Raw genomic sequence first — 11,958 nt, forward strand, 5'->3', positions numbered from 1 at the left:
GGAGCCGCTATGAAGCCCGGCCTCCATATCGTCCAGGGGCCGCCCGCCTCGGGGAAGACTTCTCTGGCGCTGGCATGGGCCCTGGAGGTCCTCAGGAGGCGGGGCCGCGTCTTCTGGGTGGGGCTTCCCCACCAGCGGGCCTACGTCTACCGGCTGCTTTCGCAGCAAGGGGCCTTTTTGGGCCTGGAGTTCCTCTCCTTCCAGGCCCTCTACTACCGGGTTTTGGCCGAGGCGGGGTGGCTTAAGCCCCTCCTTCCCGGGGCGGGGCGGGTGGCCTTGGTGGGGGAGGCCTTACGCCAGGCCGAGGGGGGGACCGTGGCCCCAGGGGAGGCGCGGCTCTTCGCCCGGGCCATCGCCGAGCTGAAGCGGTACGGGATCTCCCCCTTCGCCCTGCCCAAGGAGGGGGAGGCCGGACGGCTTAGGCGGGTCTACCGCCTCTACGAGCGCCTGAAGGCGGGAAGCCTAGACTACGACGACTTCCGGCACCGGGCCCTAAAAGCCCCCTTGCGCCTCTTCCCCTGGCCCGACCTCGTGGTGGTGGACGGGTTCCGGGAGGTGGGGCCTTTGGACCTCCGCTTCCTCCGGCGGCTTTCCGAGCGGGTTCCCGTCCTCCTCACCCTGGAGGTGCTCCCCGAGGGGTGCGCCCCCCACCGCGTCCTCGAGGCCCGCCCGGTCGCCCGCCGGGTCTTCCGCCTCGCCAACCCCGTGGAGGAGGCCCGCTACCTCCTCCGGGCCCTGAAGCGGGCCCTGGCGCCCAAGGCGCTCGGGGGGGAGGGGCTTGCCCCCGAGGACGTCCTCGTGGTGGCCCCGCCGGAGCGCATCGGGGGGCTCATGCTCCTTAAGGACGAGTACGGCCTTCCCCTCGAGGACGGCCGGGAGCGCGCCCTCGCGGAGACGGAGGAAGGGGAGCGGGTCCTCGCCCTCCTCAACCCCTTCCCCACGGGGCGGGACCTCCTTGCCCTGGGCTTTTCCGCTTTGGGGCGGAAGGCGCTGAGGCTCGGGCTTGCCGGGGAGGAGGCCCTAAGGGCCTTGGCGGAGCGGGAGGGTTTGGAGGCGGAATGGGAGGCCTTCCTGCGCCTGCGCACCCCGGGCCCCGACCTCGAGGCCTGGGCCGAGGCGGCCTTGGAGGCCTTGGGGGTGGAGGCCAAGGAGGTCTTCCTCTCCCGCTTCCGCATGGCCCTCCGGGTGGACCGGGGCGAGCCTTTGGCCTGGTGGCGGAGCCTCCTCCTGGACGAGGTTCTGCCCCCGGAGGTGGGCCGGGGCGTGGCCGTCCTCCCCCCCTTGAGGGCCATGGGGGTTAGGGCCCGGAGGGCCTACGTGCTGGAGTGGGTGGCGGGCCGGTACACCCTGGGGGAGCGGGAGGACTACTTCCTCCTGGAGGACCTGCGGGAGCAGGGCCTCCTGAAGGGCCTTCCCCGGCGGCTTCGCGGGCTTGACCCTTTGTTTTTGGAGGAGCTTTCCACCCGGGGGGAGGAGGTGGTCCTCCTCTACCCCGAGGCCGGGCCCGGGGGGCCTGTGGAGCCCTTGGCGGTGGGGGAGCGGCCCGAGGCCCTGCCCCCGGCGAGCCGCCTCGAGGCCCTGCCCCAGGTCCCCTTCCGCCCCGCCCACCCCACCTCGCCCGCCTCCCCGCCCCACGCGGAGGCCCTCCGCCGCTATTTGGAGTGCCCCTTTAGGGCCTATCTGGAGCGCTACCCCCTCCGGGATGGGGAGAAGAGCCCTTGGCGCGCCCTGCCTTCCCCCGTGGACCTGGGGGCCTTGGAGGAGCTTTTCGCCGACGGACGGGTGGGGTCCTGGCTTCGCGCCCACGGGGCCCACCTCCGGGGCCTGAGGCTTTACGTCCTCTGGCCCGGGCGGCGCTACCGGCTCCGCCTGGACGGGGTGCGGTGGGAGGGGCGGGCGGTCCACCTCTACCGCCTCTTGGGCGAGGGGGCCGAGCCCGACCTGAGCCCCAAGCGGCGCTGGACGGAGTGGCTCGCCCTCAAGGCCCTCCTCCAGCGGGAGGACGTGGAGGCCGTTCACCTTTGGGCCTGGCCTTGGCTGGGCAGGCCCAGACCGGTGGGGAAGGGGGTTTACCGCAAGGGAGAGGCGCTTCCCGCCCTCAAGGCGGTGGAGCCCCTTCTGGAGAAGGCCCTCCAGTCCTGGGGCGCCTTTCCCCCGAGGCCCGGGCCCCACTGCCACGCCTGCGGCCTCGCCGACCTTTGCCGGAAGGAGGAGGAGTGAAGCTCTACGTGGCCTCGGCGGGCACGGGGAAGACCCATACCCTGGTGGAGGAGCTTTTGGCCCTGGTGAAGGAGGGCGTGCCCCTGCGGCGCATCGCCGCCGTCACCTTCACCCGCAAGGCGGCGGAGGAGCTTCGGGCCCGGGCGAGGAAGGGGGTGGAGGCCCTGGCCCGGGAGGAGCCGGGCTTTAGCGGGGCGGTCCGGGAGGTCCACGGGGCGGTCTTCGGCACCATCCACGGCTTCATGGCGGAGGCCTTGCGCCACGCGGCCCCCTTCCTCTCCCTGGACCCGGACTTCGCCGTGGTGGACGAGCTCCTCGCCGAGGCCCTCTTCCTGGAGGAGGCGCGAAGCCTCCTCTACCTCCTGGGGGAGGACCCGGGGCTTGAGGCCCTCCTCCGCCGCCTCTACCAGGGGCGGACCCTGGCCGAGGCGTTTAGGCCCCTGGAGGGGGCGGAGGGGCTTGTGCGCCTCTTTATGGAGGTCCTGGCCCGGTACCGCCGCCGCGCCCAAGAGGTCCTGGGCCCGGGGGACCTCGAGGCCCTCGCCCTCCGCCTCCTCCGCCACCCCAAGGCCCTTGCCCGGGTGGTGGAGCGCTTCCCCTACGTCCTCGTGGACGAGTACCAGGACACAAGCCCCCTTCAGGGCCGCTTTTTCCAGGCCCTGGAGGAGGCGGGGGCCCGGGTGGTGGCCGTGGGGGACCCGAAGCAGTCCATTTACCTCTTCCGCAACGCCCGGCTGGAGGTCTTCCGCGAGGCCCTGGGGCGGGCGGAGGAGGTCTTGGTCCTGGACAAGACCCGCCGCCACGCCCGGAGGGTGGCCGCTTTTTTGAACCGCTTCGTGGCCCTCTTCCCCGAGGGGGAGCGGGTGGCGGTGCGCCCCACCAGGGAAGCTGAGGGCCGGGTGGAGGTCCACTGGGTGGAGGGGGGGGCGGGGCTTGAGGAGCGGAGGCGGTTTGAGGCCGATCTCCTCGCCCGCCGCCTCCTCGCCCTGAAGGCGGAGGGTTACGCCTTCGGGGAGATGGCCGTCTTGGTGCGGAGCCGTGCGAGCCTTTCCCTTTTGGAGTGGGCCTTCCGCGCCCGGGGGGTGCCTTACGTCCTTCGCCGGGGGCAGAGCTTCTTCAACCGCCTCGAGGTCCGGGACCTTTACCACGCCCTGCGGCTCGCCCTCCTCGAGGGGCCCCCGGGGCCTGAGGAGCGCCGCTCCCTCCTCGCCTTTCTGCGAAGCCCCTTTGTGGGGCTCAACCTCGGGGAGGTGGAGGAGGCCCTCCTCCGGGAAGACCCGCTTCCCCACCTCCCCCAGGCGGTGCGGGACCGGGTGGCCTGGCTGAAGGGCCTCGCCGGGAAGCGGCCCCTCGAGGCCCTCAAGGCCCTGGTGCGGGACGAGGTCTTCCTTTCGCGGCTTTCCCCCCGGGCCCGGGCCAACCTGGACGCCCTCCTCCTCCTCGCGGGCCTGGAGCGTTTCCCCGACCTGGAGGCCCTCCTGGAATGGCTCAGGCTCCGGGCCCTGGACCCGGAGGCGAGCGAGCTTCCCGAGGGTGGGGAAGGGGTAAGCCTCCTCACGGTCCACGCCGCCAAGGGGCTGGAGTGGCCGGTGGTGGCCGTCTACGACGTGGCCCGAGGGGAGCCAGGCCCGGCCTCCTCGGTCCTCGTGGGGCCTGAGGGGGAGGTGGCCGTGGCGGGGACGCGGGCCTACCGGGACCTCGCCCAAAGGCTTGCTCAGGCCCAAAGGGAGGAGGCGGTCCGCCTCCTCTACGTGGCCCTCTCCCGGGCCCGGGATGTCCTCCTCGTCACCGGAAGCCGCTCGGGCCGGGAAAGCCCCTGGGTCCAGGCCCTGGAAAGGCTCGGCCTGGGCCCGGAAAGCCAGGACCCCCTGGTGGCGCGCCACCCTGTGCCCCAGGGCTGGAGGCCGCCCCGCTCCGCGCCCGCCGCGAGGCGGGAGGGGCCTCCAGCCTCCTACGCCGAGCACCTCCTTCCCCCAAGGCCCCTCCCCCTCGTCCACTCCCCGAGCGCCCACCTGAAGGCGGAGCCCAAGCCCCTCGCCGAGGCCTTGGAGGGGGAGGCCGTTTCCGGGTTCGCCCGCGCCCTCGGTACCCTGGTTCACTACGCCCTCGCCCGGGACCTGGACCCGGAGGACGAAAGGGCCATGCGGGCCCTCCTCCACCAGGAGGTGGCCTTTCCCTTCGCCGAGGGGGAGAAGGAACGGCTTTTGGCCGAGGTCCGGGCCCTGCTTCGGCGCTACCGGGGGATGCTGGGGCGGGAGCTTCCCGCTTTGGAGGAGCGGGCGGAGGATTACCGGGAGCTTCCCCTCGTCCTCCCCCTCAAGGGCACGGTCTGGCACGGGGTGCTGGACCGGGTCTACCGGGTGGGGGACCGCTGGTACCTGGACGACTACAAGACGGACCGGGAGGTCCGGCCCGAGGCCTACCGCCTCCAGCTCGCCCTCTACCGGCAGGCCCTCCTCGAGGCCTGGGGCGTGAGGGCCGAGGCCCGGCTCGTCTACCTGCGCGCCGGGCGGGTCCACGCCTTCGGCGAGGCGGAGCTTGAGGAGGCCTTGGCGGCCCTCCCCTCATAGCTCCAGGCGCTGGGCGTCGTGGCGGCCTCCCCAGAGGCGCTCCTCTCCCTCGGGGGTGATAAGAACTCCCCGTAGGTTTTTCCCTTATCACGAGAACGTCGCGCTGGCCGTGTCCTCTTCTACGGGTGGCCTGGGAGCGCTGGGGAACAGGATCAGGAGGATTTCTTATCAGGCACGCCCAGAACCCCCGTCATCTTCCGTTTTGTCCCTTCCAGACGCGGCTTTCTCCGATGCGTCTTCCTGGAACTTTCTCCAATAGCCGGTCATTTCCGGGTGGATAGACCGGCTGATAAACCGGCTGGAGGTAGAACCGTTCTTTCTTACGATGGACAGCAAAGCCCTAAAACTTTTTCGGTAAACCAGCCTGCTTCAAGACCGCGTTGGCTGTGTGGCGAGACTTTATCTTGCTGTCCACCACGAACTTGCGGCCCGTGATGGGGCTGAACCAGATCTCGTGGTCCCCTTTGCCCTGACGCACGGGGTAGCATCCCGCCTCCCGAAGGAGGCGCTTGACCTCTGGAGCGTAGTCGGCCATCAGGAGAAGACTAGGGGCCGGGTAGCTTCAAGGTGAAGTTCTACCGGGAACTCCACGGCTACACCGTTCTCCTCAAGAAGCTCCGGTACCATGACCGTAAGCTTGGCCATCAGGTCCTCCAAGGTTTCGGCTTCGGTGGCGAGCCCAGGTACATCCTCACTTTCCGCCACCCAGACCGCTGCCTCCCTGTCCCAAAAAGCTCGCACCCTCAGGGTGTGCATAGCTCTTAGGATACACCTAGGCTTCCCTTGTTGTAGTTGAAGCCCTAAGTCTTAGCCTTGCCAGGGCCGAATTGAGGAGCTCAAGAGCCCTTACCCCCCTAAGGTCTTCCGGATCTAAGGGGCCGCGGTCTTACGGTGGGAGACGCCCTTCTCGGGTAGGCTTGGGGTATGGAGGTCAAGGAAGCACCCACGGAGGCCCTCATCGGTGGGGCGTGGCGGCGCTTGGAGCGGAGGTTTCCCGTGGTCTCCCCGGCCACGGGGGAGGTGCTGGCCGAGGTGGCGGACTGCGGGGAGGCGGAGGCGCGGGAGGCCTTGGAGGAGGCGGTTTTGGCCTTCCCCGCCTGGGGCCGGGCCACGGCCTACGAACGGGCCCAGGTCCTCAGGCGCTGGTACGAGGGCATCTTGGAACACAAGGAGCCCCTCGCCCGGCTCATGGCCCTGGAGATGGGGAAGCCCCTCAAGGAGGGGAGGGCCGAGGTGGCCTACGCCGCGGGGTTCGTGGAGTGGTACGCCGAGGAGGCGAAGCGGGTCTACGGGGAGACGGTCCCCTCCCAGTTTCCCCACAAGCGGATCCTGGTGCGCTACGAGCCCGTGGGGCCGGTCTACGGCATCACCCCCTGGAACTTCCCCGCGGCCATGGTGACCCGCAAGGTGGCCCCGGCCCTGGCCGCGGGGGGCGGCCTTTTCCAGAAAGCCTCGGTACCGGGCGTCTTCTGGGAGGTTCCTTTGGAGACGGAAGCGGGCCTGGGGACCGGGAAGCTGGTCTCGGTAGCGGTTAAGCTCGTCGTGAAGGGGGACCGAGGGAAAGGAGGGCCTTTTCCGTGGGCCAGTTGAGGCGTACCCGGTGCTGGGGACGGAGTTGGGGGAGGAACTCAAAGCTTCCTTCCCGCGCTTCCAGCAGGGTAAGAAGGACCGCCTTGGCGGCCTCCGGGGGGAGGGGCTTCCCCCAACCCACCTCCTTTCTGCTTCCAAGGTAGGGGGAGGGTGTGAAAACCGTGTAAAAAACCTCACGGCCGGAAGGTCCCGGCCACGAACTCGCCCATGCCGCGGGCGCGGACGCGGTAGCCCCTGAAGCGGCCCTCCCCCGCCACGGGCCCTTCCCAGTAGGCTACCCGGGTGGTGCGGGAGAGGATCTCCCCCTCGGGGAAGAGGGGCCTCAGGACCAAGGCGAGTTCTGGCCCTTCCAGGCGCCAGGCCAGGGTGTAGGCGCGGCCCGAGGGGCTCGTCCAGGTCTCCAAGGGAAGGAAGTCCAGGACGAGGTCCTCCCTGTGGCCTAGGGGGTCCACCCGGCTCGCCAGGGTCTGGACCACCCGTCCCGAGGCCGCCTTGACCCGGTAGGCCATGAGCTCGGAGCCGTCGGAGAGGTGGAGGCCGAACCAGTCCCAGGTGGCGGCAAGCCCGGAGAGCTGTTCTCCCCACTGGTGGTCCAGCCAGGCTTCCCCCCGCGCCTCCTCCCCCAGGACCTCCCCCCAGGCGGCGACCCGGGTGTAGGACTGGTAGTGCATCCGCCCCGTTTCCGCAGTGCCCGAGGGGGGGTGGACCACGGGAGGCTTCAGGGGACGGAAGCGGAGGTCCACGCCCGGCGCCTCGAGGCGAAACCCCTCCCCCTCCCGGTAAAACCGCCACCCCATGAGGTCCAGCTGCGGGCCGGGCAGGGCCTCGCCCCTCTTTGCGAAGAGGTCTTGGTCCGCCACCTCCAAGAAGCGCCGCTTCCCGGTGCGGAGGTCGGTGAGGGCGAGGTGGGCGGCGTGAAAGGGCCCGAAGAGGCTCCCGGGGAGGCCCAGGATGCGGTAGGAGGGCGGGGCGTAGGCCTTGAAGAAGGCGAAGTGGAAGGCGTAGGGCTCCACCCACCCCGAGGCGTACCACCACTCCAGTTGGGCGGGCTTGGGGTCCCAGTCCTTGGGATCGGGGAGGCGGCCCGGGTCCACGGCGAGGAGGACGGGGGCGCAGGCCGCGAGGAGGAGGGCAAGCCAGGCGGTCCGGAGAGGGCGCATCTTCGTCCATAATAGCCGCATGGGGGAGAAGCCCGCGATCGCCCTCGTGGGGGAAAGCCTGGTGGACTTGGTCTTGGAGGGGGAAAGCCCCCTTGCCTTCACCGGGATCTTGGGCGGCTCGGTCCTGAACACGGCCACGGTCCTCGCCCGGCTCGGCTACCCCGTTCGCTTCTTTTCCGAGGTGGGGGAGGACTGGCTTTCCGCCTGGAGCGAGGCGGAGATGGCCCGTAGGGGCCTGAACCCGAAGCTTCAGCGCCACCCCGGTCCCATGCCCTTGGCTCTCGTCCGTTTGGACCCGGAGGGGAACGCCCGCTACAGCTTCCACCGCCCCTTCCAGGCCCCCTTCCGGCCGGAGGCCGGCGCCTTTCGTGGGGTGGGGGCCTTCCACTTCGGCTCCCTCTTCGCCCTCGAGGCCCGCACCGCGGAAGGGGTGGCCGCCCTTTTGGAGGAGGCCGGGAGGGCGGGGGCCCTCCTTTCCTACGACCCCAACCTCAGGGGCCTCCCCTCGCCCGAGGAAAGGGCCCGGGTGGAAGCCTACCTCGGGCGGGTGGACCTCCTGAAGCTCTCCTTGGAGGACGCCCGCCTTCTCTTCCCCGAGGCGCCTTTGGAGGCCGTGCGCCGCCTCCCTCCCAGGCTCAAGGTCCTTACCCTCGGGCCCGAGGGGGCCTTGGCCTTCCTCGGGGAGGGGGAGGTGCGGGTTCCCGGGGTGCGGGTGCGGGTGGTGGACACCGTGGGCGCGGGGGACACCTTCACGGCAGGCCTCCTTGCCCTCCTCCTCAGGCGGGGCAGGGGGAGGGGGGTTCTGGAGGGCCTGGACCTCGAGGGCCTGCGGAAGGCTTTGGAAGGGGCCGTAGCCCTCGCCGCCTTGGCCTGCACCGTCCGGGGGGCGGGCCTCCCCGAGGAGGGCCTTGCCGCCTGGCGGGCCCGGTGGCTTGCGGGCTAGGCCTCCTCGGCCATGAGCCTCAGAAAGGCCTCCACCACCTCGGGGTCAAACTGCCTGCCCGCCTGCTCCCGGAGGTAGGCCAGGGCCTTCGCCTTGGGCCAGGCCTTGCGGTAGGGCCGGTCCGAGGTGAGGGCGTCGTACACGTCCACCACGGCGAAGATGCGGGCGGAGAGGGGGATCTCCAGGCCCCTTAGCCCCCTCGGGTAGCCGGAGCCGTCCCAGCGCTCGTGGTGGGCGTAGGGGATCTCCAGGGCCTTCTTGAGGAAGGGGATCCCGGAGAGCCACTCGTAGGCGTAGACGGGATGGAGCTTCATCACCCGCCACTCCTCCTCCTCCTCCGTGAGAGGGCCGGGCTTTAAGAGGATGCTGTCGGGGATGGCGATCTTGCCCACGTCGTGGAGAATGGCCCCGCGCCGTAAATCAGGGTGTCCCGGAGCCAGACGTAGGTTCCCTTCTGCCCGTGGAGGAAGCGGTAGGTGGCGATCTGGACCTCTCCCGGGTGGGCCACGGCCCGGCGCACAGCCTCCTCCACCTTGGCCCGGTCCTCCGGGTGGACCTTGGCGAAGAGAAAGGCGGGGTCTTCTAGGAGGGCTTCCGCCGGGTGGCCCAAAACCTCCCATGCCTGCCTGGGGGTGGCGTAGACCAAGGGGGCGTAAGCGGGGTCCTGGCCTTCCTCCACCCGGACCTGGTAGACTGCCCCCGGAAGGGCTTCCAGCACACCTTTTAGCCGGGCGCGCTCTTCTTCCAGCTCGCTTTCGTCGTGGACATTGATGACGATCCCTCTGACCGCAGGGTCTTCCAGGAGGTTCTTCCCCCAGACCCGCACCGCCCGCACCCGTCCCCAGGCGTCCAGGAGGCGCAAGCGGTACTCCCGGGTTTCCCCGGGGTGGCGGAGGAGGTCCTCCAGGGCGGCCTCGGCGTAGGGGCGGTCCTCGGGGTGGACGAAGTCCAGGATGAACAAGGTTTCGCGGGTGTGCCCTTCCGGGTCGTAGCCCAGGACATGGCGCACGTTGGGGGAGGCGTAGAGCACCTGGCCCTGGGGGCCGATGAGGTAGATGAGTTCGCGGCCGTTTTCCACCAGGGCGTGGAGGCGCCTTTGCGAGGCCTCCAAGGCCTTTCTTCGCGCGCTTTCGGCCAGCGCTTCCCTCCGGCTGAGGAGGTAGATCAGGAGGCTGGAGAGGAAGACGAAGGTAAGCCCCTTCCCCGTCTGCCAGCGGGTGAGCTCCTGGGGTTCGGGGAAGAGGAGGAGGAAGAGCCGGTCGCTTCCCAGGATCCAGGCGAGAGAGAAGAGGGCGTAGAAAAGCGCGATCTTCCGGGGGCTTCCTGGGCTCACGCCCCTATTTTAGGGGCTCGAGGCGCCCCCAGAGGTAAGTACCCCACCGCGGCTTTCGCCGCGGTGGGGGCCCCAAAAGGACCTTCCCAAGCCTTATTTCGGGCGACCCATGTTGCGAAATCAACGTGCAGCCACTTATAAGAAATCCCCCTGATCCATTCCCTCAGCATCCTCCCGGCCACCAGTGAAAGAGGGTATGGCTCCGAATTAGGCCCGGCTGGGTCTGCAGGTAGGCGCACCGGGCCTCTACCCTCGCCCAAAGCTCCTCCTCCGTCTCCACCCGCCCGTTGGCCACCACCGCGTCCACCAGAGGCCACACCCGCTCCACGGGTTGGAGCTCGGGAGAGTAGGGCGGCAGGAAGACCAAACCCACCCCCTCCGGCACCTCCACCCGCCCCGACACGTGCCACCCCGCCCGGTCCAAGACCAAAAGCAAAAGCTTCCCCTCCCCAGCCCCACGCAACCGGGCAAAGCGCCTTAGCACCTCCGAGAAGACCACAGCGTTCACCGTGGGCAAAAGCCAAAACTCGCTCTCCCCCGTACCCGGGCGCACGAAGCCGTACACGTAAAGCCACCGGTACCGCGGCCGCACCCAGGCCAGGGGCGTCTTCCCCCGGGGCGCCCACACCCGCCGGTACACGGGCTTCAGGCCCAACCTGTGTTCGTCAAAAGCCCAAAGCTCCAGGACAAGCCAGGGGAAGAGGCACTTCAGGAGGACGACGGTGAAGAAGAGTTTTTTTTGAAGGCCTCCCCCTCTTCCACGTCCCTCTCCCGGTGCCGGGGACGGGGGCGGAGGGGGGCGAAGCCCAGGCGCTTCATCCAGGTCCAGGCCCGCCTGGGGTCCACGGGACGGCCCAGCCTCTCCGAGAGCCACTCGGCGGCGTTCCTTATCGTCCATATCCCGTCCTGGGGATGGGGCTGGAGGAGGGCCTGGCGGAAGGCTTCCTGAAGCTCCGGGGAGAGCAAGGGGGGCTGGCCTTCGTTGTAGCGGTGGAGGGTGTTGCGGACCCAGCGGGTGGAGTAGCCCAGGGTCTGGGCCACCTGGGGGATGGAGTGGCCTGTGGCGAGGAGCCAGATGGCGTGCCAGCGGGCGCGTTCCACGGGGTCTTCGCTTTCCCGGTAGAGGGCGTGCAGGTTGTCCGGGTGATGCCGCAGCTTGAGTTCCAGCCGGGGGCGGCGTTGGTGTTTGGTCAGCTGCATGACCCCATACTAAGAGAAAAACCCAGGGGGAGTTCTTATTAGCCCTGCCCCGGGAGGAAGCCCAGGTTCTTCAGGTAGGCCAAGGTGGCCTCGTCCTCAATGCCCTCCGCGATGGCCTCGCAGGAGGTTTTTGCGGAAGGCGTTCCAGCGGGCCTCCCTCGCCTGGGCCTCGAGGCGCTCCCGCACGTCCACGCCGAGGGCGAAGACCTCGAGGACCTCTCCCCCGGGCCCGGGGATGGCCAGGAGGGTCCATTCCCACCCCTGGAGGGTGGCCGACTGGGGGTGGCCGGGGTGGGCCAGGGCCTGGGCCAGGGGGAGGGGTGGGGGTTGGAGGAAGGCCTCCCGGAAGGGGGCGTTGGCCCAGAGGAGCCTGCCCCTGCGGTCAAAGCGGGCCAGGTGGAAGGAGGTCTGGGCGAGGAGCCTTTCCAGGGAGTGATGGCGGGCGAAGAGGTCCAGGACCCGGGCCAGGGCCTCGGCCACCGTCCTCAAGAAGGCCTCTTCCTCCGGGCCGAAGCTCCGTTCCCGCTGGCAGTCGTCCACCCCCAGAAAGCCCCAAAGGGCCCCGTCCACCCGCACGGGCACCTTTGGATCTCCTGGGCCTCGAGGAGGGGCCGCTCGGACTCGGGGAAGGCGCGTACGGGGCCGGCCACCGCCCGGTCCTCTCGGAAAAGCCGAAGCCAGCGGCCATACCCCGCCTCTTCCATGGGCAGGCTCTGCAGGGCGGGGTTTTGGATCTGCGGTGTGGCCACTACCCCCGCCCACTCGGCGAGCTGGGAGGCGTACCATCGGCCCTCCCGCTCCTCCAGGCGGAAGAGGTAGGCCCGGTGGGCCCGAAGCCCTTCCCCAAGGGCCCTTAGCGCCTCGGGAAGCCCGGAAAGCCCCTCCCGGAGAAGGGGAAGGAGGGCTTCCGCTAAGCGGTGGGCTTGTAACCCGTCCATAACC

At 69.9% G+C, this 11,958-nt stretch carries 12 protein-coding genes and 1 pseudogene; 4 read left to right on the forward strand and 9 right to left on the reverse strand.

Going from position 1 to position 11,958, the window contains the following annotated elements:
• The first annotated feature begins 9 nt into the window (after positions 1-9).
• On the forward strand, positions 10-2,220 hold the full coding sequence (locus TthTMY_RS05990; protein ID WP_096410627.1) for a hypothetical protein: 2,211 nt from the start codon (positions 10-12) through the stop codon (positions 2,218-2,220).
• The gene (locus tag TthTMY_RS05995; protein WP_223903079.1) at positions 2,217-4,790 is read left to right on the forward strand and encodes a UvrD-helicase domain-containing protein; all 2,574 of its coding nucleotides are present in this window, start codon (positions 2,217-2,219) and stop codon (positions 4,788-4,790) included. Before TthTMY_RS05990 ends, TthTMY_RS05995 begins: the two co-directional genes overlap by 4 nt.
• Positions 4,791-5,130: 340 nt before the next feature.
• Here TthTMY_RS05995 and TthTMY_RS06000 read toward each other — a convergent pair whose 3' ends face one another.
• Positions 5,131-5,325 carry a type II toxin-antitoxin system HicA family toxin gene (locus TthTMY_RS06000; protein ID WP_011174237.1) on the reverse strand — a complete coding sequence of 65 codons (195 nt, stop codon included), beginning with the start codon at positions 5,323-5,325 and terminating at the stop codon, positions 5,131-5,133.
• Complete coding sequence (locus TthTMY_RS06005) at positions 5,325-5,546, reverse strand: DUF1902 domain-containing protein (protein ID WP_096410628.1); 222 nt, start codon at positions 5,544-5,546, stop codon at positions 5,325-5,327. The genes TthTMY_RS06000 and TthTMY_RS06005 overlap by 1 nt, the downstream gene beginning before the upstream one ends.
• 168 nt (positions 5,547-5,714) lie before the next feature.
• On the opposite strand from TthTMY_RS06005, the pseudogene TthTMY_RS06010 reads away from it, so the two are divergent.
• A pseudogene (locus tag TthTMY_RS06010) lies at positions 5,715-6,221 on the forward strand (aldehyde dehydrogenase family protein); the annotation flags it as partial.
• A gap of 332 nt (positions 6,222-6,553) precedes the next feature.
• On the opposite strand, the gene TthTMY_RS06015 reads toward TthTMY_RS06010, so the two are convergent.
• The gene (locus TthTMY_RS06015; protein WP_223903081.1) at positions 6,554-7,540 is read right to left on the reverse strand and encodes a lipocalin family protein; all 987 of its coding nucleotides are present in this window, start codon (positions 7,538-7,540) and stop codon (positions 6,554-6,556) included.
• Between the two features lie 19 nt (positions 7,541-7,559).
• Between TthTMY_RS06015 and TthTMY_RS06020 the strand changes: the two genes are divergently transcribed.
• A complete protein-coding gene (locus TthTMY_RS06020; protein ID WP_096410629.1) occupies positions 7,560-8,483 on the forward strand; it encodes a carbohydrate kinase family protein in 924 nt (307 codons plus the stop codon).
• Here the strand turns inward: TthTMY_RS06020 and TthTMY_RS06025 are convergent.
• The 6 genes from TthTMY_RS06025 to TthTMY_RS06050 all read right to left on the reverse strand — a co-directional run bounded on the left by TthTMY_RS06025 (position 8,480) and on the right by TthTMY_RS06050 (position 11,954).
• A complete protein-coding gene (locus TthTMY_RS06025) occupies positions 8,480-8,875 on the reverse strand; it encodes an HD-GYP domain-containing protein (protein WP_229365134.1) in 396 nt (131 codons plus the stop codon). The genes TthTMY_RS06020 and TthTMY_RS06025 overlap by 4 nt on opposite strands.
• Positions 8,839-9,816, reverse strand: a complete 978-nt coding sequence (locus tag TthTMY_RS06030; RefSeq protein ID WP_096410630.1) for a PAS domain-containing protein — start codon at positions 9,814-9,816, stop codon at positions 8,839-8,841. The genes TthTMY_RS06025 and TthTMY_RS06030 overlap by 37 nt, the downstream gene beginning before the upstream one ends.
• A gap of 163 nt (positions 9,817-9,979) precedes the next feature.
• Positions 9,980-10,456: an IS630 family transposase gene (locus TthTMY_RS06035; RefSeq protein ID WP_229365135.1), complete on the reverse strand. Its 477-nt coding sequence runs from the start codon at positions 10,454-10,456 to the stop codon at positions 9,980-9,982.
• Positions 10,457-10,524: 68 nt separating this feature from the next.
• Positions 10,525-11,016, reverse strand: coding sequence for a winged helix-turn-helix domain-containing protein (locus TthTMY_RS06040; RefSeq protein WP_157745769.1), 492 nt, complete (start codon positions 11,014-11,016; stop codon positions 10,525-10,527).
• A gap of 96 nt (positions 11,017-11,112) precedes the next feature.
• Positions 11,113-11,592, reverse strand: coding sequence for a hypothetical protein (locus TthTMY_RS06045; protein WP_096410631.1), 480 nt, complete (start codon positions 11,590-11,592; stop codon positions 11,113-11,115).
• Entirely contained in the window at positions 11,502-11,954 is a 453-nt protein-coding gene (locus tag TthTMY_RS06050) for a hypothetical protein (protein ID WP_096410632.1), read from the reverse strand. Before TthTMY_RS06050 ends, TthTMY_RS06045 begins: the two co-directional genes overlap by 91 nt.
• Positions 11,955-11,958: the final 4 nt, after the last annotated feature.

The sequence above is a fragment of the Thermus thermophilus genome, from assembly GCF_019974155.1.
GTDB lineage: Bacteria > Deinococcota > Deinococci > Deinococcales > Thermaceae > Thermus > Thermus thermophilus_C.

What these genes read in the sequence shown, in the direction of transcription:
- TthTMY_RS05990 (WP_096410627.1), top strand. Translation starts at nt 10, where the DNA reads ATGAAGCCCGGCCTCCATATCGTCCAGGGGCCGCCCGCCTCGGGGAAG.
- TthTMY_RS06000 (WP_011174237.1), bottom strand. Translation starts at nt 5,325, where the DNA reads ATGGCCGACTACGCTCCAGAGGTCAAGCGCCTCCTTCGGGAGGCGGGA.
- TthTMY_RS06005 (WP_096410628.1), bottom strand. Translation starts at nt 5,546, where the DNA reads ATGCACACCCTGAGGGTGCGAGCTTTTTGGGACAGGGAGGCAGCGGTC.
- TthTMY_RS06015 (WP_223903081.1), bottom strand. Translation starts at nt 7,540, where the DNA reads ATGCGCCCTCTCCGGACCGCCTGGCTTGCCCTCCTCCTCGCGGCCTGC.
- TthTMY_RS06020 (WP_096410629.1), top strand. Translation starts at nt 7,560, where the DNA reads ATGGGGGAGAAGCCCGCGATCGCCCTCGTGGGGGAAAGCCTGGTGGAC.
- TthTMY_RS06040 (WP_157745769.1), bottom strand. Translation starts at nt 11,016, where the DNA reads ATGCAGCTGACCAAACACCAACGCCGCCCCCGGCTGGAACTCAAGCTG.
- TthTMY_RS06050 (WP_096410632.1), bottom strand. Translation starts at nt 11,954, where the DNA reads ATGGACGGGTTACAAGCCCACCGCTTAGCGGAAGCCCTCCTTCCCCTT.